At 54.9% G+C, this 20,028-nt stretch carries 20 protein-coding genes and 1 tRNA gene; 10 read left to right on the plus strand and 11 right to left on the minus strand.

The window, feature by feature from the left end:
- Window positions 1–133 precede the first annotated feature (133 nt).
- Window positions 134–216, minus strand: a tRNA-Leu gene (locus H7F20_RS11900).
- Window positions 217–423: 207 nt separating this feature from the next.
- Between H7F20_RS11900 and H7F20_RS11905 the strand changes: the two genes are divergently transcribed.
- Together H7F20_RS11905 and H7F20_RS11910 are read left to right on the plus strand one after the other, a co-directional pair.
- Window positions 424–1,314: a DnaJ C-terminal domain-containing protein gene (locus tag H7F20_RS11905; protein WP_185786401.1), complete on the plus strand. Its 891-nt coding sequence runs from the start codon at window positions 424–426 to the stop codon at window positions 1,312–1,314.
- 4 nt (window positions 1,315–1,318) lie between these two features.
- Window positions 1,319–1,609, plus strand: a complete 291-nt coding sequence (locus tag H7F20_RS11910) for a chaperone modulator CbpM (protein ID WP_185786402.1) — start codon at window positions 1,319–1,321, stop codon at window positions 1,607–1,609.
- 29 nt (window positions 1,610–1,638) lie between these two features.
- On the opposite strand, the gene H7F20_RS11915 is transcribed toward H7F20_RS11910, so the two are convergent.
- Genes H7F20_RS11915 through H7F20_RS11925 form a run of 3 tightly spaced genes read right to left on the minus strand, consistent with a single transcriptional unit; the run spans window position 1,639 to window position 4,691 of the window.
- Window positions 1,639–2,322 (minus strand): ABC transporter ATP-binding protein, encoded by a 684-nt coding sequence (locus tag H7F20_RS11915; protein WP_185786403.1) that lies wholly within the window; start codon window positions 2,320–2,322, stop codon window positions 1,639–1,641.
- 9 nt (window positions 2,323–2,331) lie between these two features.
- Window positions 2,332–3,594, minus strand: a complete 1,263-nt coding sequence (locus H7F20_RS11920; RefSeq protein ID WP_185786404.1) for an FtsX-like permease family protein — start codon at window positions 3,592–3,594, stop codon at window positions 2,332–2,334.
- A complete protein-coding gene (locus tag H7F20_RS11925; RefSeq protein WP_185786405.1) occupies window positions 3,591–4,691 on the minus strand; it encodes an efflux RND transporter periplasmic adaptor subunit in 1,101 nt (366 codons plus the stop codon). The genes H7F20_RS11920 and H7F20_RS11925 overlap by 4 nt, the downstream gene beginning before the upstream one ends.
- Window positions 4,692–4,911: 220 nt before the next feature.
- Between H7F20_RS11925 and H7F20_RS11930 the strand changes: the two genes are divergently transcribed.
- Window positions 4,912–5,370 (plus strand): doxx family protein, encoded by a 459-nt coding sequence (locus H7F20_RS11930; RefSeq protein ID WP_221898769.1) that lies wholly within the window; start codon window positions 4,912–4,914, stop codon window positions 5,368–5,370.
- Between the two features lie 6 nt (window positions 5,371–5,376).
- On the opposite strand, the gene trxA is transcribed toward H7F20_RS11930, so the two are convergent.
- Entirely contained in the window at window positions 5,377–5,676 is a 300-nt protein-coding gene (gene trxA, locus H7F20_RS11935; protein ID WP_221898770.1) for a thioredoxin, read from the minus strand.
- A gap of 111 nt (window positions 5,677–5,787) precedes the next feature.
- On the opposite strand from trxA, the gene H7F20_RS11940 reads away from it, so the two are divergent.
- From H7F20_RS11940 to H7F20_RS11955, 4 genes are all read left to right on the plus strand, one after another.
- Window positions 5,788–6,633: a universal stress protein gene (locus tag H7F20_RS11940; protein ID WP_185786407.1), complete on the plus strand. Its 846-nt coding sequence runs from the start codon at window positions 5,788–5,790 to the stop codon at window positions 6,631–6,633.
- Window positions 6,634–6,655: 22 nt separating this feature from the next.
- Entirely contained in the window at window positions 6,656–7,510 is an 855-nt protein-coding gene (locus H7F20_RS11945) for an ATP cone domain-containing protein (RefSeq protein WP_185786408.1), read from the plus strand.
- Complete coding sequence (locus tag H7F20_RS11950) at window positions 7,507–8,871, plus strand: MBL fold metallo-hydrolase RNA specificity domain-containing protein (RefSeq protein WP_185786409.1); 1,365 nt, start codon at window positions 7,507–7,509, stop codon at window positions 8,869–8,871. Before H7F20_RS11945 ends, H7F20_RS11950 begins: the two co-directional genes overlap by 4 nt.
- A 104-nt stretch (window positions 8,872–8,975) precedes the next feature.
- Window positions 8,976–9,623 (plus strand): hypothetical protein, encoded by a 648-nt coding sequence (locus H7F20_RS11955; protein ID WP_185786410.1) that lies wholly within the window; start codon window positions 8,976–8,978, stop codon window positions 9,621–9,623.
- A gap of 5 nt (window positions 9,624–9,628) precedes the next feature.
- On the opposite strand, the gene cls is transcribed toward H7F20_RS11955, so the two are convergent.
- The 3 genes from cls to H7F20_RS11970 all read right to left on the minus strand — a co-directional run bounded on the left by cls (window position 9,629) and on the right by H7F20_RS11970 (window position 12,403).
- Window positions 9,629–11,029: a cardiolipin synthase gene (gene cls, locus H7F20_RS11960; protein ID WP_185786411.1), complete on the minus strand. Its 1,401-nt coding sequence runs from the start codon at window positions 11,027–11,029 to the stop codon at window positions 9,629–9,631.
- A gap of 23 nt (window positions 11,030–11,052) precedes the next feature.
- Window positions 11,053–11,775, minus strand: a complete 723-nt coding sequence (locus H7F20_RS11965) for an energy transducer TonB (protein ID WP_185786412.1) — start codon at window positions 11,773–11,775, stop codon at window positions 11,053–11,055.
- 124 nt (window positions 11,776–11,899) lie between these two features.
- Window positions 11,900–12,403 (minus strand): hypothetical protein, encoded by a 504-nt coding sequence (locus H7F20_RS11970; RefSeq protein ID WP_185786413.1) that lies wholly within the window; start codon window positions 12,401–12,403, stop codon window positions 11,900–11,902.
- A gap of 259 nt (window positions 12,404–12,662) precedes the next feature.
- Here H7F20_RS11970 and H7F20_RS11975 point away from each other — a divergent pair, with 259 nt between their 5' ends.
- Window positions 12,663–13,409: an NIPSNAP family protein gene (locus tag H7F20_RS11975; RefSeq protein WP_185786414.1), complete on the plus strand. Its 747-nt coding sequence runs from the start codon at window positions 12,663–12,665 to the stop codon at window positions 13,407–13,409.
- 105 nt (window positions 13,410–13,514) lie between these two features.
- Here H7F20_RS11975 and H7F20_RS11980 read toward each other — a convergent pair whose 3' ends face one another.
- The 3 genes from H7F20_RS11980 to H7F20_RS11990 form a co-directional block, all read right to left on the minus strand.
- On the minus strand, window positions 13,515–14,363 hold the full coding sequence (locus tag H7F20_RS11980) for an alpha/beta fold hydrolase (protein WP_185786415.1): 849 nt from the start codon (window positions 14,361–14,363) through the stop codon (window positions 13,515–13,517).
- 45 nt (window positions 14,364–14,408) lie between these two features.
- Entirely contained in the window at window positions 14,409–15,335 is a 927-nt protein-coding gene (locus H7F20_RS11985) for a mechanosensitive ion channel family protein (protein WP_185786416.1), read from the minus strand.
- Between the two features lie 74 nt (window positions 15,336–15,409).
- Window positions 15,410–16,222 carry a DUF6090 family protein gene (locus H7F20_RS11990; RefSeq protein ID WP_185786417.1) on the minus strand — a complete coding sequence of 271 codons (813 nt, stop codon included), beginning with the start codon at window positions 16,220–16,222 and terminating at the stop codon, window positions 15,410–15,412.
- Window positions 16,223–16,965: 743 nt separating this feature from the next.
- Here H7F20_RS11990 and H7F20_RS11995 point away from each other — a divergent pair.
- Both H7F20_RS11995 and H7F20_RS12000 read left to right on the plus strand, forming a co-directional pair.
- A complete protein-coding gene (locus H7F20_RS11995) occupies window positions 16,966–17,658 on the plus strand; it encodes a DUF6090 family protein (protein WP_185787192.1) in 693 nt (230 codons plus the stop codon).
- A gap of 129 nt (window positions 17,659–17,787) precedes the next feature.
- Window positions 17,788–20,007 (plus strand): carbohydrate binding family 9 domain-containing protein, encoded by a 2,220-nt coding sequence (locus H7F20_RS12000; protein WP_185786418.1) that lies wholly within the window; start codon window positions 17,788–17,790, stop codon window positions 20,005–20,007.
- The last annotated feature ends 21 nt before the right edge of the window (window positions 20,008–20,028 follow it).

The following is a 20,028-nucleotide window of genomic DNA, read 5'->3' on the forward strand; positions in this document are numbered from 1 at the left end:
GTTTGGGAGGTGATGATTGAGCCGCTGCGGGCCGCAACACTGGAGTACCTTCGCTTCGCTTGGTGCTCCAGACAATGCCCACACCTGAAAACAAAACCCCGCCCTCAAACGAGAGCGGGGTTGTTGCTTTAAGTGACCACGACTGGAGTCGAACCAGCACGTCCTGAGGACACTACCCCCTCAAGGTAGCGCGTCTACCAATTCCGCCACGTGGCCCTGGAATAAGCGGCACAAATATAACCCCCTTTTTGCCACCCGGCAAAACCTTTTTATGGAAATCTCCTCCGGTGCGGTTACCCGGCAGGGGGCATGACAATTATCAGCCCGGTCCCAATGCCGTATTTGTACATTTACCAATGGATTCCGATATTTTCCTTTTCGGGAAAATCCGTATTTTAAAATTCAAACCCCATCTGGGCAGCTATGGAATTCATCGATTACTATAAGGTCCTGGGCATCGGGCAGAAAGCCTCCCAGAAGGAAATTAAGAGTGCCTATCGGAAACTCGCCCGGAAGTACCACCCGGACCTGAATCCGGATGACCGGGAGGCGGAGCAGAAATTCAAGCAGGTCAACGAAGCCCATGAGGTTCTGAGCGACCCGGAAAAGCGGAAGAAGTACGACAAATATGGCAAGGACTGGCAACACGCCGAGGAATTTGAAAAGGCGGGTCGCTCCCGGAGCAGCGGGGAACCCTTTGGAAGCTACACCTACAGCCAGGGTTCGGAACACGATTTTTCGGATTTTTTCGAATCTATGTTCGGGGGTTTTGGCGGGGGCCGGCAATCCCGGAGGCAGGGTTTTCGCGGACCTGACCTGAAAGCCAACCTGGAACTCGACCTTCGGGACGTGTATAAAACCCATAAACGCACCCTGACGGTCGGGGACAGGAACATCCGGATCACCATCCCGGCGGGGATCGAGGACGGGCAGACAATCAAAATCGCCGGGTATGGGGGCAAGGGCCGCAATGGCGGTCCGGACGGCGACCTGTTTATTACCTTCTCCCTGCGCAATTCCACTCCGTTCCGGCGGGAGGGTGCCAACCTGTATCGCACCGTGGACCTGCCCCTGACCACGGCCGTCCTGGGCGGAAATATCACCGTGGACACCTTTGACGGCAAGGCGAAAATGAAGGTAAAGCCGCTGACCCAGAACAATACGAAGGTAAAACTGAAGGGTAAGGGATTTCCCAGGTATAAAGCGGAAGGCCAGTTCGGCGACCTGATCCTCACCTACCAGGTAGCCCTGCCCACGAAACTGGATGAGGAACAGCGGAAGCTGTTCGAGTCATTGAAAAAAACTAACCTTTAGAGGCATGGACCAGGAACGGTATATTTTGATTCGGGATTTTTGTCAGGGGCATTCCCTCGATGAACAATTTGTCTTTGAGCTGCAGAAAGTGGAACTCGTCCGGATTGTCGAGGTGGGGCAGGACCCTGCCATTCCCCACAGCGAATTGCACCGCCTCGAACGGATGGTACGCCTGCACCGGGACCTGGATATCGGGCCGCAGGGGCTGCAGGCGGTACAACACCTGCTCGACCGCCTGGAGCGTCTGCAGGAGGAACTCCTGCAATTGCGGCGCAAAGTCAACCGGTATGAATGATTTTTCCGGCGTGAATACGTTTTCGGGTATCAGGGGTTGCCGCCGACAATCCGGCCGTCGTCCATTTCCAGGATCCGGTCCGTTCGCCGCGCAAAGTCCTCGTCGTGGGTGACAATCAGCAGGGATAACCCTCTTTCTTCCTTTAGTTGCCTGAAAATCTGGAATACGTTCTCCGAATTGTAACTGTCCAGGTTGCCGGTGGGTTCATCCCCCATCAGGATCGCCGGATCGTTGATCAGGGCGCGGGCGATGGCGACGCGCTGCTTTTCACCTCCCGAAATCCGGGAAGCTTTTTTATCGGCCAGGTGGCCAATGTGCAGCGTCTTGAGTTTTTCATGGGCATCATGCCTGATTTCCGCCTCGCTTTTCCGGGCCAGTTTGCGCGCCGGGAGCATGACGTTATCCAGTACACTGAAATCCCCCAGCAGGTAATGGAACTGGAAGACGAAGCCGATGTGCTCATTGCGTATCCGGGAGAGCCGGTTGGGGGGTTTGCCGCTGAGCGATTCCCCTTTGAGCAGTAATTCCCCCCGGTAATCCGTATCCATCGTGGACAGGATATAGAGCAGCGTGGATTTCCCCGATCCGGATTTCCCCATGATGCTGGTAAATTCCCCCGGTGGTATCTGGAAGCTGATATCCTTCAGCACATGGAATTCCACGGGTTTCTTAAAAAACTTGTCGATATGTCTCGCTTCGAGTACCGGGGTCATGGCTGTGTTTTAATTTCCGCGGATGATGCGCACCGGATCGATCTTCCGGGCCCGCATGGCGGGCAAATACCCCGCAATAAAGGTGGATAGCAAAGCGAAGGCGATGCCTATCAGGTAATAGACCGGATTGTGGTTGACCGGAAAGGTGGAAATGGTGGGCAAAGCTTCCGTATCAAAGGGCAGGGAATCGATCAGGTGGCTCAGGCCCAATCCGATCAGCAGGCCCAGCAACCCACCCATCAGGCCGATCAGCATGGCCTGGCTCATGAAGATGTCCCGCACGTCATTGCCCGAAAACCCCGTAGCCTTCAGGATGGCGATATCGTTCATTTTCTCATATATCAGCATGTTCAGGATGTTATAGATACCAAAGCCTGCGACGATCAGCAGGGTAACGGAGACCGCATAGGTAATCAGGTTCCGGATACTTGTGCCCGTTTCGAACTGGGCGTTGGCTTCCTGTATGTCCCGGGCCCTTAACCGGAACTGGGATTCCAGTTCCCGGGCCATGGGGACGGCCAGCCCGATGTCGTGTAGTTTGATATTGATGTCCGTGAGGTAATTCTGTGGTTTTCCCAGGATGCGCTGTACCGTGTTTATCTGCGCAAAACTCCGGGCGTTGTCAATTTCGGCCAGCCCGCTCTGGTACAACCCGACAATCTTCAGCGGGAAGACCCCGCCCTCGGCCGTGGCCACCTGGACGCGGTCGCCCACCGCCAGGGATAACTTTTCCGCCAGGCCGATACCCAGGAGGATGCCGTTTTCCGTGTTCCGCAGGTCTTCCGGGCTCCCTTCCACGATGTAGTCGGCCATATTGGATAACCGGGCTTCCTCCATGATATCCACCCCAATCAATTGCCCGCCGAGGTCCAGGGACCCGGACAGGTAAAAGATATTGGCCAGCAGCTGGGGGGTTGCGCCCAGTACCCGCGGGTCATGCCGCAGGTAATCGAGGATGGGCAGGGCGTTGTGGATCTTCAACTGTCCGGTTTTCGGCCGGACGGAGCGGATGCGGAGCAGGTCGTCCGAAAATGCCGGGCTTCGCTCTATGGGCTGCACGTCGGAGGGTTCCAGCTCGTTATACAGGTGGATATGGGGGGTTTGGTTCAGCACGAGGCTGTCCAGCATCCCGTTGAGCCCGGTCATGAAGCTGACCAGGGTGATGTAGGCGCCGATGCCGAAGGTCACCCCCAGGGAAGCCGTTACCGTCGATTTCATCTTGGTGTGCAGGTGGGTCCGCGCGATGCCCAGTATGAGTCCCCATTGTTTCATGGCTGAGGTTTCAGGATTTCGCTCCCGCTGTCCAGTCCGGAAAGGATTTCCACCCGGTCAAGGGTTTGAAGGCCGGTTGAAACCTTTTTCGGCCCCTCCGGCGTGCGTACGCTATCCCCCTCCATGAGGTAGTTCCTGGGGATGGTCAGCGCGTTCTCCCGTCGGGCCGTCACAATATTCGCTTCGCCGGAAAGCCCCGGATACAATTTCCCGGGTGGCGACAGAAAGCGGGCTTCGGCCAAAAAGGTTTGGTTGCGTTCATCCTTCTGGGGATAAATACGGGAAAGGCTGGCCGTGAAGACCGAATCCGGGTAGGCATCCAGGCTCACCAGGACTTCCTGCCCCACTTCCAGGCGGACAATATCCACCTCGTCTACCAGTAATTCCAGCACAAAGGAATCCGGTTTCCCCAGGGTGGCCAGCGGTTCGTTCGGTATCACCAGTTCGCCGGGTTCCTTAAAAAGGGCGTAAACTTCGCCGTCTATAAAACTCCGGACAGTAAATTCCTCGGCATTGGCCTGGTAGGATTCAAACGAATTCCGCGCCTGCTCCATTTTTGTCCGGAGTTCACGGCTAAGGCGCGCATATTCATTCCGCAGCTGCTCGAGCTGGTTCCGGGATCGCTCGTACGCGAGTTTCCTGTTTTCAAAAGCCGTTCGGGAACCGATTTGCTGCGACCACAATTTTTCCTGTCGCCGGTAGTTGATGGAATCGTCGACAAAACTCAGGCGGGCCGATTCGATCTGTGCCGCCAGGTCCTTCAGGGGGGTGGTGCTCCCCTGGTAATTGGAGGTTGCGAGTTCCATTTGCAGGCGGGCGTTCTCCTTGCTGAGTTCCGGGGTCCTGTCCGTGATTTTCAGCAAGGGCGTACCGGCGGTCACCAGGTCTCCCTCGCGTACCAGGTTTTTTTCGAGGATGCCGCTGACAGCCGCATGCACCTTGTACATGCTGTCGGGCTGGACGGTCAGTGAGGCATAGACCGATTCCGTGATGGTCGCCGTTTCCGGGTGGATACCGTCCGGATCGCCGGCACAGCCAATAGCCAGGAGGAGCCCCGGAATAAAGACAGCCGGGGAAACGCGCTTCAGGTTGCACATAGTCAGGTGAATGATCCTTAAATGTAGTCAAACCAGCAAAGCCCTGCCATGATATTTCTCAGCAAAATCAAGTGTTTGGCCTTTAGGCCCCTTTGAATGGTTAACAGGGGATTACCAAAGATTAACAAAGGATTAAAAATCTAAAGCCCCCGGTCCTGAACTGACAAAAATCATACATTCAGGCCACCAGTACCTGTAGTTTAAGACTCAAAACGCACGTATGAGACATCGCACCGCGCTCCTCACAACCCGGCTCACGACACAACTCACCGCCCGTATAAACCGGTATACCATTATATCCATGGGCCTCGGCCTGGTTTATCTCTGGTTTGGCCTCTTGAAATTCTTCAGCGGGCTTAGCCCTGCAGAGGACCTGGCGGGAAACACCATCGAAATACTGTCGTTCGGCCTGATTGGCCCCCGCTGGGGATTGCTCCTGCTGGCTGCCTGGGAATCCGCCATCGGCATCCTGTTCTTTGCAGGGATTTGCCGGAAGTGTGTCCTGCGGATGGCCCTGGTACATATCAGTTGTACCTTTGCGCCCCTTTTTCTGCTTCCTGGTTTATGTTTTACGGAATTTCCCTTCGGATTGACACTGGTGGGGCAGTACATTATCAAGAATGTGGTATTTGTCGGCGTCCTGCTGGTGTTGCTCCGCTCGGAGGGGACCCCGGGGTGATGAGGCTCAAAGCAGCGGTTTGATGGCTTTCAGGAGCGCATCCCTGGGCAGGACCCCCGACTGGCGCCAGAGAACCTTTCCCTTCTTGAACAGCACCATGGTTGGCACCCCGCGCACCTGGTACCGGCCTGCAAGCGCCTGGTGCTGGTCCACATCGATTTTGATTACTTTCAGGCGGTCGCCCAGGGCGTCCTTGACCTCCTTCAGTATGGGGGAAAGCATTTTGCAGGGCCCGCACCAGTCTGCATAAAAATCGACCAACACGGGTGTTTCGCTGCGGATGATTTCCGAAAATGAAGCCTTCATTGCTTTGCGATTTTCAAGTGAAATTACAAAACTTCCGTGCGAACTTTGCTGACCCATATCATATTTACCGGACGGCCGATGGCGTATTTTTATGTACTTTAAAGGCAGATCATGAGTTTACGCATCGCCATTCCTACCGATTTTTCACGCAATGCCGAAAAGGCGGCCCGTTTTGTGCTGGAGCTCTTCCGGGAGGAATCCCTTTGCGTTTTCCTGGTACACACCTACACGCCTTCCTTCCTCAGGGCCGAATACCTCATTCACAGCCCCGGGCAAATTGGCCTGGGCGATTCCTACAAGCAACGGGTCCTGGAGCGGTTGGCGAAATTCAGGGATTCCCTGAAACCCGTTACCGGGCCGGACTGTACCTTCTATACCCATGCTGCATTCAATACGCTGGATGTTGAACTGAACGAAATGGTCGCAAAAGAGGACCTCGACCTTATTGCCATGGGTACCCAGGGGGCCACCGGGGCCAGGGAAGTCCTTTTCGGTACCCACGCCGTGCAGGTACTCCACCGCGCGGATTGCCCGGTGCTCGTAATACCAGAAAATGCCGATGTGGAAAGCATACGGGACGTCCTGTTCCCTACGGATTACGCTGCCGATTACGACAGGCTTCCCCTTGCGGCCCTCGACCGGATACTCAGGCGCCCGGGGACGCGCTTGCACGCCCTGCACGCCTATACGGAACTGGACGGGACCCCCGAGCGGGAAAAAGCCCGGGAACAGTTGCAATCGCGCTTCAAAGACCGGTTGGACCTTACCGAAACCCGGGAGCAGAGCCTGGTGGAGGCCATCAACGGTTTTGCCGGCAGGCAACCCGTACAACTTTTGGTGATGGTGCGCAACCGGCATACGGCCCTTGAAAACCTGCTGGTCCGCCCTGTGGTGGACCGCATAGGCCTGCATACGCGTATTCCCTTCCTTGTTTTGCCGCCCGCAGAAGGGGACTAGCGGTCCCTAAAAGACACATCCTATGGCAAGAACGCGTACCAGAATCAAGAAAACATCCGGTGAAGAGGTTCCGTTTTCCGAGAAAAAACTACGGCGTTCCCTCTCCCGCAGCGGGGCGGACCCGGCAACCATCGATGAGATTGTCCGTACCCTTTCTGCTGAACTCTACACGGGCATGACCACCCGGGAAATCTACAACAGGGCTTTTGCGCTGTTAAAGGGTCACGAAAAATCCTTCGCTGCGCGGTACAAGCTGAAAAAGGCCATTTACGAACTGGGGCCCACCGGGTTCCCCTTTGAGAAATTCGTGAGTTCGCTCCTGAACTATTCAGGCTACCATACCGTGACCAATCAGGTTTACCAGGGGGCCTGTGTGAAACATGAAATTGACATTGTAGCCCGCAACGGCGGTTCCCTGACGCTGATCGAATGCAAATTCCATTCAGAGGAAGGCAGGAATTGCACGGTCCGCGTCCCGCTCTACATCAACTCCAGGTACCGGGACGTGGCGGCCGGAAAAACCGTATCTGCCTCCCCGGAGCTGCGGTTGAAACCTGCCTGGGTCGTCACCAACACCCGATTTACCTCGGATGCGCTGGCCTATGGCAAATGTGCAGGAATGTATTTGCTGAGCTGGAACCACCCCAGGGGGAATGGCCTCAAAGACCGGATTGACCGGCACCGGCTTTATCCGATAACGGTAAGCGTCCTGCTGAGCGCAAGGGAAAAGGAATTCTTATTGAAGCGGGAAGTTGTCCTGGGCCGGCAATTGCTGGAGGCTCCCTATCTGCTGGACCACCTGGGCGTTTCCCAAAGCCGGAAATCCCGGATCCTGGACGAATTTGAGGTCCTTTGCAACCACAAGAAAAAACCATGAAGGCAAAATTACAGTTCTGGGGTGCGGCCGGATGCGTTACCGGGTCCAAATACCTGTTGGAATACGACGGGCACAAGGTGCTGGTGGATTGCGGGATGTTCCAGGGGCTCAAGGCTCTCCGCCTGCTCAACCGGGCAACCTGGCCGTCCGATCCGGCGGGGATTCATGCGGTAGTGCTCACCCATGGGCACCTGGATCACGTCGGGTTGTTGCCACGCCTGGTAAGGGACGGTTTCAGAGGGGAGATCTACGGGACGACCCCCACCCTGGCAATTGCCCGGATCGTGCTGGAAGACAGTGCCAAAATACAGGTAGAGGAAGCCGAAAGGGCCCGGGAGGAAGGGTACAGCCGGCATGCGGAGCCCGAGCCCCTCTATACCCCTGAGGATGTGGAGGCCTGCCTGCGGCTATTCGTGCAAACGGATAAGGACCGGTGGTATTCCCTGCCCCCAAAAGCATGGCGGTTCCGGATGCGGTATAACGGGCATATCCTGGGAGCCTGTTTTGTAGAAATGGAGTTGGGGGCAACCCGTGCGGTATTCTCCGGCGACATTGGAAGGCCGGCTGACCCGCTCCTGTTCCCGCCGGAACGCCCCCGGCAGGCAGAGGTGTTGCTGCTGGAGAGCACCTATGGCAACCGACTCCACCCCGGCCTTGATATGGAGGAAGCGCTTGCATCGGAAATCAACGGGACCATTGCAGACCGCGGCACCTGTATCATCCCCTGTTTTGCAGTGGAGCGGCTGCAGGTGGTCATGCTCTTGTTGCTAAACCTGCGCCGGCGCAACCGGATTCCCCGCATACAGGTTTATGTAGACAGCCCGATGGGTAGCAATGTACTGGAATTGTTCGGCCGTTTCCCCGAATGGCACAAACTGTCCCCAAAGGATTTTCATGCGATGAAGGCCGAATTCACGTTGATCGAAAGCTACCGGGATACCTGGAATGCGATCGATGACAGTCGTCCCAAGGTGGTCATTGCCGGTAGCGGGATGCTTAGCGGGGGAAGGGTGCTGGCCTACCTGAGCCAGTTGCTGGACCGTACCGAAACGCGTATCCTCCTGATGGGGTACCAGGCAGAAGGCACCCGGGGGCGCAACCTGCTGGACGGGGCCCATGAATTGAAAATATTTGGAAAGTACGTGCCGGTTAAAGCAATGGTCCGCCATTATGAGTCCCTTTCCGCCCATGCGGACCAATCCGAAATCCTCTGGTGGATTTCCGAACTCGAAAAAGCCCCGGACCGCGTCTTTCTGATCCATGGGGAACCCACTGCCCGTGATGCACTCCGGGTAAAACTCCGGGATACCCGGGGCTGGATTGCGGAGCTTCCGGAAATGAACGAAGAGATTATTCTCTGACCCCTCCTGACAATAATCATCGCCATCCCGGTGTTTTCTCCTTACCTTATACATCGTATAGCGCGCGTTTCAGTTGCGAGCCGATACCCTGAAAACCCTTTGCCATGAAAACCTGGATATTCCCCCTGCTGATCGGTACCCTGCTTTTACAGGGTTGCAGTTCCGTCCAACTGGAGGCGGAGTACAAAGACCCGGATACCGTCTTGTTCCATTCCAACAAACTGCTGATTGTAGGAATGACTGCGGACCGGGAAGTCCGGCAGGAATTTGAAACCCGGTTACAGGAGGTATTCACCGATGCCGGGATTGAAACCTTCCGGAGTATAGACCTGTTCGACGTGGCTTTTACCGAAACCGAGCAGTCGGAAGAAGAGCTGGACCGGGTAGAGGAACAATTGCTCGACAAGGACTTTGACGCCATCCTGTTTACCAAGGTAGTCGGATCGGAAATGCACACATCCCTGGTGCGCAAATTGCGGGAAATCGGTAATACCTACGAAGGTTTCGGCGAAGACTATGTACTCCACCAGGGGATCTACACCGGGCAGGCAGACTACGACGGGGCAACAGACTACCATACGGAAACCTCCCTCTATTGCATCTGTGTGGGCAAGGAGCGCAGCCTGATCTGGCGAAGTAATGTGCTGATCTCCAACCCGCGGAACCCGGATCGTGCGATCCGGGATTATATCCGCCTGATCCGGGGCGAATTGAAGAAAAACCACCTCCTGCTGGGCACGGATATCTTCTGAGGCTTTCAAAGCACCGGGCTGAGCACCCTTGCAGCGCCTTCCGCCAGTTGGTGCAGCCAGGGCCGCTGCCGGAACGACTCGTAGTCCAGCTGCAGGCTTTGCCGGCTGTCCGAAAGGAAGTCCTCCTTCAGGCTGATCGCTATTTCGGGGTCGTACAGAACGGCATTCACCTCATAGTTGTGCTGGAAACTCCGGTTGTCCATGTTCGCGGTGCCCACAGTGGCGATCCGGTCGTCCACCGTAATGACCTTGCTGTGCAAAAAGCCTTTTGGGTAGAGGTAAATCCGGATGCCGGATTTCAGGAACCGGTGGAAATAGGAGCGGATACACCAGGTCACCAACCGGCTGTCGGCCCTGGCAGACAGCAGTATCCGTACATCCACCCCGCCAAGGGCAGCGGTTTGCAGGGCCAGTTGGATGGCCTGGCTCGGAATCAGGTAGGGGTTGGTGATATAGATGTGGTGGCGGGCGTTGTTGATCAACAGGAAAAACAATTGTTCCATCAGGGGGAAATCGTCGTCGGGCCCGGTTGCCAATATCTGGGCGGGGCTACTTCCCGAAAGTTCGGGGGGCAAGGCAGCCGGGTCGGGCAGGGGCAGGTGCTGCCCGGTTACCAGCTCCCAGTCGTTCAGGAACACCGTGTCCAGGTGGGCGGCAGCCGGGCCCTGCAACATCAGGTTCATGTCGTGCCACATGCCCAGGTTCTGGTCCCCCTTCAGGTATTTATCCGAGATGTTGATGCCGCCCGTAAAAGCGGTCTTGCCATCCACAACAATAATTTTCCGGTGGTTGCGGTAATTCAGGGAACTCAGGAATTTACCAAAGCGAAACGGCAGGAAGGCATGGGGTTCGATTCCCGCCTCCCGCAATCGCTTCAGATAGGGTTTGCTCAGGGAAAAACTGCCAATGCTGTCGTACAGCAGGCGGACCTCCACCCCCTGGGCCTCTTTTCTGGTAAAGAGTTCCAGCAGCCGATCGGCCAGTTCCCCCTCTTCAAAGATATAGTACTGGACATGGATGGTTTCCCGTGCGGTTTCCAGGGCTTTAAAAATCCGCTCAAAGGTGATTTGCCCGTCTTTCAGCAATTCCGCCCGGTTGTGCAGGGTAAGCGGAAAATCCGTGTTGATCCCGATGATCCGGCGAATCATCTCGGAGGGACCGCCTCCCGGCCACTTTTCGGAGTCTGCAGGACCCGGGACAGGGGTTCGTCGATGCTGGCTGTACACCTTGAATTTTCGCCGGTTGCGGCCCACCAGGAGGTACAGCAGCATGCCCCCGACGGGTATGGTGAAAATAGCCAGGAGCCATGCAAGGGTTTTCGACGGACGCACGCCGTTGAGCAGCAGGCTTACCACGATGGTCAGGGCGAGCAGGATGTAACCTGCAATCAGGACGATATACCACACAGGCGATAGGGTTTCCCCCTAAATTACATCAATTTAAAATTGATGGGAATGCTATAGGGAACCTTGACGTTCCGGTTGCGCTGCCTGCCCGGTTTCATTTTTGGCAGGGCAGCTATAATGCGCCTGGCCTCTTTCTCCAACAGGTGGTCGGGTCCCCGGGCCACGATATCGGTGACCTGTCCGTCGGAACCGATTGAGAAGAGTACATACACCCTGCCCTCGAGGCCCAGCTCAAGGGCGGTTTTGGGATAGGTGAATTCGTCGGCCACAAATTCCTGGATTTTTTGCTGGAAGCAGGCCCGTTGTTCTGCCTTGGGGACGTTTTCACAGCCGGGGAAAACAGGGACCTCCTCGATCACGGCAAAGGGGACGATGATTTCCTCCTCCTCTTCGACCACTTCGATGTCGGAAGCCTCCAGTTCCACATCGGCCACTACGGTTTCCTGGGTCATTTCCGTACTCTCGATGACGGTTTCCTCAATTTCCTCGGTATTCTCTACCACCTCGATCACTTCGGGTGCTGCCGGGGGGGGAGGGGGGGGAGCAGTCCGGATTTGTTCTGTCTGGGGGACGTCCTCCTGGAGGTTGTCCAGGCTCACCAGTTCTATCAGTTGTTCCTGGGGATCATCGTAGCTCTTGTATTCCAGGGCCCTCCAGGTGATGAAGAGCACAATGGTCAGACCTATCACGAAAAACAGACCGCGGTCCCGGTCGAGGTCGGCGCTTGGATTTTTCTTGACTTGCATGGCTAAACGTTTTTATACCATTAAGTTACAAGCATCCTGCACACAAAAACATGATATTCATCAGGTTGGGGAACGCCTGGGGGGAATGGAAGTCGGGGCCGCTGGCGCAGCCATGGAGTGGGCACTAATCGAAATGGGCGCGGAAGCGGCCATCGGCCAGGGTAACTTCCTCTTTGCTGACCGATGAAGTCACATGGGCGATAAAGGTACCCTCCACATACTGGTCGGAAACGTGAAAGATGATGATGCGGCCTTCGTGGGCAAAGTCGGTTTCCACCCCCTCCCGTCCCGTGGAAAAGGCTACCCGGTATTCGGTAGGCTTCCCGTCCAGGGCTACCTCATGCGCCCCTTTGGTCACATTTAGGGGCAGGTAGAGCGTTATCGGCGTGTTTTCCGGGTAGATCCGGGCAGAGTTGGCTTCCGGGTAGATGCGCGCTGTACCATTGGAATTGCTTTTGTCGGCGTAACGGCTTGTGGTGAGGTTCTCGAAAAAGTACTCCGTCCCGTCAATGGTGAATCGGATAAACGTCTCCTGATCCGGGTACCCGGTATCGGGTTTGGAGCAGGATTGGATCAGCAGGGAGCCAACTAAAGCCAGTGTTGCGAAAATTCGGATACGCGACTTCATAAAGACTACATAATAAGTAGGAAAATACAACGATTTAAAACAAATGAATCGTATATGAAATGCAGATTTATTCGATGAAATGCACTACCGGGACGGTTTCGCAGCCAAACCCTGTCAAAAATTCTCAGGTGCCGGCACAATCTTGAAATCCTTTATCAGTCGTCGCACTGGGCAAGTCCCCCCAGGATTTGTCAACAGAATGGGTCCCTGTATCTTATGGGAATGTACTATCTTTCTGAAAACCTTCAAACTTTAAATCATGCGCAGACTGACCCTATGGATTTTCGCCCTGTTGACATGTTCCGGATCCCTTTTGGCCCAGCAGCAGGTCTATGAATTCCGCACCTACGAGCTCGAATTTTTCCGTCCCGCCGATGTGCTCCACAAATATTTTGAAAATGCGCTCATCCCGGCCCTGAACCGGCAGGGAATCCGCAATATCGGGGCCTTTGAAGAGACCGGGGAGGCGTTGCCGAAAAAGGTATACCTCCTGATTGCCTATGACGATATACAGGCGTTCCAGGGTTCCAAAACCGCTTTGCTGGAGGATGCCCAATACCTTGCGGACGCCGAAGGCTACCTGACGGCTGACCCCCAATCCATGCCCTACAAGCGGTATTCCACCAACCTGATCCAATCCACTACCGGTTTTCCGGTTCTGACGGCACCGGAAGGGGAGGCGGGGTTGTTTGAACTGCGGATCTACGAGAGTTACAACGAGGATGCCCTGAGGCGCAAGGTTAAGATGTTCAACGAAAGCGAATTCGGGATTTTCAAGGACGTGGGCCTGCCGGTGGTCTTTTTCGGATCCAATATCGCCGGGGAACAAATGCCCTGCCTGACCTATATGCTGGCCTTTAAGGACAAGGCAGACCATGCGGCGGCATGGGCGCGTTTCGGTCCCCACCCTGAATGGCAGCGGATCACCAAACTCGAGGAGTACTTTAATGCGATGGACGATATTACCAGGGTGTTCCTGAAGCCGCTTCCGTATTCCCAGTTATAGTCCGTCCTGTCCCGGATCGGGAACTTTCCGCGAAGGTCCAGGCATGAAAAATGCTATACGGGCCGGTTAGCCGGAGCCTAATCTGCCTAATGGGGCGTGACTGGTCTAATCCAGCTGGCCGTATTGTTGGAGATGGCCCAGCACGGCTGCTTCCACCTCCCCGTAATTCCCCTGCACAAGCCAGTGCCCGCCGTCCAGGGGCAGGAAGGTGTAATCCCCTTTCATGTACCCGGCGTTCGATTCGGCGGCAAAGGCCCCGATGGCAACGTCTTTTTTCCCCCAGATAAACAGGGTGGGGACGGTAATATCCCCCAGGGGCTCGTTCTTGCCCCGCCCGATGTTTGCCCGGTAGTAATTGAGGGCGGCAGTCAGGCTTTCCCGCCTGCGGAAGACGCTGAGGTAGTTTTCGACCTCCTCGGGAGCACTTCGTTTCCAAAGCTGCCTGAATTTCCGGAAATCCTTTTTGCGGATCATCATTTCCGGCACCCAGGGCATCAGGAACCACCTGATATACCCACTTCTTTTCTTTTGATCCGGGTCCTGCCGGAATGCCTTGCTGAAGGCGCGGTTGTGGGGTACGGACAGGGCGGTCCAGCTCAGGATCCTGTCCGGGTGGTGGCCGGTAACATGCCAGCCGATGGCCGCGCCCCAGTCGTGGCCAATAAGGTGGAACTTCTCACGTCCAAAAGCAACTGCGATATCCAGGACGTCCTGCCGGAGGTTCCCGATCCTGTAGGCGCTGACCCCTTTCGGGCAGGCATTCGGGCTGTAACCCCGCATATTGGGGGCGATACAGTAGTAGCCCCGGGAAACCAAAGCCGCCATAAGCCGTCGCCACATAAAAGAGGTTTCCGGGAAACCGTGGAGCAGCAGTACTGCCTCGTGGTCCGGGTCCCCGGCCACCAGGCAATCGAACTGGAGGTCTTTGACGGTGATTTGCCGGGTATTGATCATCTTTCCTTTTTTTGTCTAATCCATATTCCTCTGGGAGTCCGGGTTTCAGCGTTCGCCATTCCCGGTTTTTCCTTCCCCCATCTGCACCGTGGGGATACGGATGATTTCCACGGTGGAAGACGCCAACACCACCTTCCCGTTCGTCTTTTCGATGGCCTCCCCGATCAGGCTGTTGAGCAGGTGCTTGGTATACCGCCGTTTTTTGTAATCCACTATGTAACGGAGGTTAAACCGGATCCAGTTGTCGGTCAGTGTCAGGGCCAGGGCAGGCTCCACCAGGGCATCCTCGATATAATAACGGTTGACTACCGTCTTCCATTGGGCAATGGAGCTGTTGACATATTCGGACAACTGTTCCGAGGCAATGCGGATGATGATTTCCTTGGCGAGTTCGATATCCGAGCCATAGCGGATGGGCAGGTCAAATTCGTCCCAGATAAAGGGAAAGTCCCTGGAGTAGTTGTATATGGGGCCCTTGAAAACAAAGGCATTGCTCAGCTTGACGATCCGGCCGCTGTAGTTGTCGCTGCTTACCCATTCCCCAATCTCCATCATGGTGGTGTAGATGCTGTCGATATCGATCACATCCCCTTTGATGCCCGCTATTTGGATGCGGTCCCCGGGCTGATAAACCTTTACAAAAAAAATGTAGAAGGAGCCGGCGATGCTCAGGATGAGTTCCTGCAGCGTAATGGTGATTCCGGCGGTAAGGAGGCCAATGGCCAGGGTAAAGTCCTTTATATTCCCTGTAAAATAGGAGATGCCCAGCAGGAGGATGACGATGTAGCCGATAACCTCGACGCCCTTCTGGGACTTGTAGCGGACGGATGTGTTGGGCAGGTTTTTTCGCAGGAACCGCCTCAGCAGGCCCATGGCGATCACGATGAGGATGACCCAGACGACAAACCGCAGGACTGCGGTTGCTATGGGATGTGCCTCCGTCCATTCCCGGAATAGGTCGATTATTTCCATGCAGTGCCCTGGGGTGATATGGTTTGACCTTCAATTTAGGGAAAATTCTTCAGGGACGGGTCCGGGCCGCGGACTTAACGCATGGGCTCCATTTCGGACCGGATAATCTCGAGGATTCGCTCGATTTTTTCCCTCAGGCCCATGGCCTGCTGATTGGTTACCCGGCACATCCCGTCGATCTGGATCAGGTAATTGGAAAACACATAATCCCTCAGAAGCCTTCGGAATTCCTCCGGCTCGTAGTTCCTGGTTATAGGATCAAAGTCCTCTGAATAGCGATTCTTACTGAGCATAAAGGACTGGCTGTATCTATCGGATAGCCCATTTTCCCGGAGCTCCCTCAGGTTATACCCCTGTATGAGGAATAGCCTGAAATTGGATGATATCGCCTGAACCATGAGTTGTTCTTCTTCAATGACCTTCTGGGTGGTTCCCTGCCAGTTGGTCAGGTTCGTCCTTAATTCCTGGTTTCGGATGAGGTGCAATTTGCCGGAGTTGAGGATTTGGTTGGTAACCCCATTGGCCCCGTCGAAAGTGGGGGTAAGGCCTACCCGGCTTAAGTGCATGCCGACGGAATCCAGGGAAACCGTATCGATTCCATGGTCGATATAACCGAAAAGTGCCTGTATGGAGGCCAGCATCCCGTTGCGCATGTATATTTTTTCATTGACTTCCGCCAGGTTCTCCAGGTAGTCCACTTCCAGTTGCGCAAGCAACTCCTGCTCCTCCCGGTTATTCTGTTGTTCAATGTTCCAGTTGTTCACCTGCAGGGCCAGTAGGATACCGATCATGACAAGCACGATTTCGCCCAGGGCGTACAACAGGTACTGCCTGGTTTTGCTTTGGCCCAAAAGGCCCATTCTGATTTTGTTGAAGAGTTTGATCATATAATGTCGCTTGGTTATGGGAAAAGGTCCCATGATTGTCTGCAGGAAGACCTTTATCCTGAGTAAAAGACCTTTTTTCGGAGAACGATGTTCAGGAGTACCCGAATTACGAAGTACAATCCCAGGACCATAAAAAACCCATTGAATTGAAACTGGAAAATCATATCTGTGAATGGCCAGAAAACCTTATTGAAAAGAGGCCCGGTAATATGTATGTGGAGTAAAAGCCAGACGGCAATTGCCAGGACCTCAAAGAGTACGTTTTTAGATTTGGTTAAATTCTGAAGGCCATACTTGAGGCCAAACACCACCAAAAGGAACGACATGTAAGAAGCCGTTGAAAACCCCAGCCAGTACCACGGGTGTTTTTGGAATACTGTATCGGTCCTCAGAATGTGTTCCAGGTAATCGAAGATGAACAGACCACTTGCCATTAGGAACAGATAAAAATCAAATTGTCGGTAATAAGCTACCCGTTCAGGCATGGTGAAAAGGCTATTATTTTGAAGTCGTGATAATCGGGATTGAAACAATGACGCTTGTCCCATAAGCAACAGGTGCCAATTTAGGTAAATATCCCCATGGGTATTTAAAGTAACAGGCAAATTGTCCAATTTCGCGCCCTGAAGAAATCCCCTGGTTTTCTTTACCTTGATGCAGATAACAACCAACAGCCAGCCATGTTCCGTTTTTTCCGCATGCTCCGTCAGCGCCTTTTGGCTGAAAACCGCTTCGGCCGATATATGATTTATGCAATTGGTGAGATCGTCCTGGTGGTCATCGGGATCCTGATTGCACTGCAGATTAATAACTGGAATGAATTGCGCAAGAAAGCACTGGAAGAATACACCATTCTGGATGAACTGGCCACAACCTTAGGTGGAGATCTGGAACACCAGAAAGACATGATCGGTAAAAATAAGGCATCCCGGGAAGCCATTGCATTTCTTCTGACGTATCTGGAGGGGGATTTACCCTGGAGTGACAGTATTGCGACCTACTTTACCCGGGCACACAGCCGCGGTCATGGTCTGGCCAGGGCACACGCCTATCAGAACGCAAAAGCCCATGGACTGGACTTCCTGCAAACTGATTCCCTGAAAGAACTGCTTACCTGGACCTACGAAGTCAATACGGACTGGCTGGCCGAACTGAACAGCCGGAACAACCTGTACGAAAGCGAGACGGTAATTCCGCTCACCACCCGGTTATTCCGGGAGACCCATATCTCGGATATTTACGTAGATCTGGGAAGGTCCATGTATCCAATGGATTTTGAAGGGCTCAGAGGAAATGCCGTCTACCTCAGCGTGCTCAGGACCACCGATTATAAACGGCAGGAGTTCCTTTATTTCCAGGAGCGGAGATACCGCAGGATGCTTCGCCTCAGGGACATGTTGCAGGAAGAGCTGGCATTGAAGCAGGCAGAATTATAAGGCTCCTGAGCCCTTCCGTCTGGACGTATTCCAAAGTCCTGAAGATGCTTCAATCCGGTTCTCAGGTGACCCGAAGAAACATTGGTTTTTCCTGTACCGATCTGCTTATTTTCGCTACCTTGATATGTTATGTTTCCAAGGAGTTTTTTACTACTGACCTGGTGTTTTCTTTTTACCTCTGTCCTGCAGGCCCAAACCAGCGATCCGTTACCGATACAGCGGATCGACGGGATCACCTTTGACGGCCGCGTGGACGAGGCCGCCTGGGAGGCCATCCCGCCCCTTCCCATGGTACAGTACGAACCCAATGCCGGGGATGCCCCCACGGAACGCACGGAGATCCGCCTGGCCTACGACGACACCTATTTTTACTGTTCCATGCGGGCCTACGACAGCGACCCCAACGGGGTACGTGCCACCTCCCTATACCGGGACCGGATCTCCGGCTCGGACCACCTGGAGCTTCTGTTAGATACCTACAACGATAATGAAACAGGCTACGTCTTTACCACCACGCCTGCAGGCATCCGCAACGATTTGGAGATCTCCAATGACGGTACCGGAGGCACCATCTCGTCCAATTCCTGGCTGAACCGCGATTTCAATACCTTCTGGGATGCCGAGACCACGGTTACCGAAGAGGGCTGGTTTGCCGAAATCCGGATCCCGTTCAGCAGCCTGCGCTTCCAGGATACGGATGGCCGCGTGATCATGGGGCTGACCGTGCAGCGCAAGGTGGCCCGGAAACTGGAACGCCTGGTATTCCCCGCCGTACCGCCCAAGACCAATTACGCTTTCCTTCGGCCCTCCCTCGCCCAGAAGATCGTCCTTACCGGGATCAAGCCCATCAAAACGCTCTATGTAACCCCCTACCTGCTGGCCGGACACGAACAGACCAATGTGCTGAACGAGGCGGGGACCGCCTATGTGGAGAACAAAGAATTACTGGGGAATGTCGGGGGGGATGTGAAGTTCTCCATCACCAATAACCTGACGGCCGACTTTACGATCAACACAGATTTTGCCCAGGCCGAGGCGGACGACCAGCTGGTAAACCTATCTCGTTTTTCCCTCTTCTTTCCGGAAAAAAGGCAGTTTTTCCAGGAGCGGGCATCCATATTTGATTTTCGCACCGGGGGGCAGAGCCGGCTGTTTTTCAGCCGCCGGATCGGCCTGACCAATAACGGGGAGCAGGTGCCTATCTACGGAGGCGTACGCCTGATCGGCCGAATGAAGACCTGGGACCTGGCGGTGCTGGACATGCAGACCCAACAGCAGGATACCATCCCTTCCGAAAATTTCGGGGTGCTTCGGGTGCGCAGGCGCGTCTTTAACCGCAACAGCTATTTGGGCGGAATGTTCACCAGCCGGCTCGATGCGGATGGCAACAGCAACCTGGCCTATGGGGTGGACGGGCTGATCCGGGTGGCGGGGGACGACTACCTGACCCTGCAGTGGGCCCAGACCTTCGACAGCCGCTTCGAGGATGATGCGACATCCGGCTTCAAAAGCGGGCGCCTTGCCCTGGAAATGAACCGCAGGCGCCGCCGCGGCTTTGGGTACACGGTGGGGGCCATCCTTTCCGGGCCCAATTACAACCCGGGGGTGGGCTTCGTGGACCGGAACGATTTTAAATTCGGGACTGCGGCCCTCTCCAACACCTGGTTCCGGGAAGAAGGCCCGTTTATCTGGCACAAGCTGGAGGTACTGGGAAATGCCTACCTGCAAAATGTCAGCAATGACGTCCTTTCTTCGGAATACGGGACGGAGTGGTCCTTTTCGAGGCGGAACCTCGATAACGGCGGCCTGCTGGTCAAGAAGGTCTATGAAAATATCCTCTCGGACTTCCCCCTGGCGGAAAGCGTGGTCATCCCCCCGGGGGCCTATGACTTCTACCGGGTCACCGGCACCTACAGCATGGCCGTGGACCGTACCCTGCGGACGGGGGTAGTGCTCGAAACCGGGACTTTTTACGATGGTTGGCTGCACGCGATCACCCTCACCCCCTCCTGGTACCAGTCCAAATATTTCCAGCTGAACCTGGAGTACAGCTACAACTACGGAATTTTTGACCAGCGGGACGAATTGCTGAATTTCCACATTGCCCGCCTGCGGGTTGGGACCGCCCTGGACCGCCATATTTCGACCAATGCGCTGTTGCAATACAACGGTGCCCAGGACCTGTTTTCATTCAATGTCCGTTTCCGATGGAACTTCCGGGAAGGGCAGGACCTGTGGGTGGTTTTCAATTCCGGCCTGAATACGGACCGGATGGGTTTTGTTCCGGCGCTGCCCCGGATCGATAACCGGAGCGTGCTGTTGAAGTATATACATACTTTCATATTTTAGGACAAACGTCCAATAAACTAT

It is taken from the genome of Robiginitalea sp. SC105 (assembly GCF_014243345.1).
Lineage (GTDB): Bacteria > Bacteroidota > Bacteroidia > Flavobacteriales > Flavobacteriaceae > Robiginitalea.

Excerpts from the sequence above, each read along its gene's own strand:
- H7F20_RS11925 (WP_185786405.1), bottom strand. The coding sequence starts at position 4,691 with ATGTGCAACCTGAAGCGCGTTTCCCCGGCTGTCTTTATTCCGGGGCTC.
- H7F20_RS11950 (WP_185786409.1), top strand. The coding sequence starts at position 7,507 with ATGAAGGCAAAATTACAGTTCTGGGGTGCGGCCGGATGCGTTACCGGG.
- H7F20_RS11975 (WP_185786414.1), top strand. The coding sequence starts at position 12,663 with ATGCGCAGACTGACCCTATGGATTTTCGCCCTGTTGACATGTTCCGGA.
- H7F20_RS11970 (WP_185786413.1), bottom strand. The coding sequence starts at position 12,403 with ATGAAGTCGCGTATCCGAATTTTCGCAACACTGGCTTTAGTTGGCTCC.
- H7F20_RS11910 (WP_185786402.1), top strand. The coding sequence starts at position 1,319 with ATGGACCAGGAACGGTATATTTTGATTCGGGATTTTTGTCAGGGGCAT.
- H7F20_RS11955 (WP_185786410.1), top strand. The coding sequence starts at position 8,976 with ATGAAAACCTGGATATTCCCCCTGCTGATCGGTACCCTGCTTTTACAG.
- H7F20_RS11920 (WP_185786404.1), bottom strand. The coding sequence starts at position 3,594 with ATGAAACAATGGGGACTCATACTGGGCATCGCGCGGACCCACCTGCAC.
- H7F20_RS11945 (WP_185786408.1), top strand. The coding sequence starts at position 6,656 with ATGGCAAGAACGCGTACCAGAATCAAGAAAACATCCGGTGAAGAGGTT.
- H7F20_RS11995 (WP_185787192.1), top strand. The coding sequence starts at position 16,966 with ATGATTTATGCAATTGGTGAGATCGTCCTGGTGGTCATCGGGATCCTG.
- H7F20_RS11930 (WP_221898769.1), top strand. The coding sequence starts at position 4,912 with ATGAGACATCGCACCGCGCTCCTCACAACCCGGCTCACGACACAACTC.
- H7F20_RS11940 (WP_185786407.1), top strand. The coding sequence starts at position 5,788 with ATGAGTTTACGCATCGCCATTCCTACCGATTTTTCACGCAATGCCGAA.
- trxA (WP_221898770.1), bottom strand. The coding sequence starts at position 5,676 with ATGAAGGCTTCATTTTCGGAAATCATCCGCAGCGAAACACCCGTGTTG.
- H7F20_RS11980 (WP_185786415.1), bottom strand. The coding sequence starts at position 14,363 with ATGATCAATACCCGGCAAATCACCGTCAAAGACCTCCAGTTCGATTGC.
- H7F20_RS11905 (WP_185786401.1), top strand. The coding sequence starts at position 424 with ATGGAATTCATCGATTACTATAAGGTCCTGGGCATCGGGCAGAAAGCC.
- H7F20_RS11965 (WP_185786412.1), bottom strand. The coding sequence starts at position 11,775 with ATGCAAGTCAAGAAAAATCCAAGCGCCGACCTCGACCGGGACCGCGGT.
- H7F20_RS11985 (WP_185786416.1), bottom strand. The coding sequence starts at position 15,335 with ATGGAAATAATCGACCTATTCCGGGAATGGACGGAGGCACATCCCATA.
- H7F20_RS11915 (WP_185786403.1), bottom strand. The coding sequence starts at position 2,322 with ATGACCCCGGTACTCGAAGCGAGACATATCGACAAGTTTTTTAAGAAA.
- H7F20_RS11990 (WP_185786417.1), bottom strand. The coding sequence starts at position 16,222 with ATGATCAAACTCTTCAACAAAATCAGAATGGGCCTTTTGGGCCAAAGC.
- H7F20_RS12000 (WP_185786418.1), top strand. The coding sequence starts at position 17,788 with ATGTTTCCAAGGAGTTTTTTACTACTGACCTGGTGTTTTCTTTTTACC.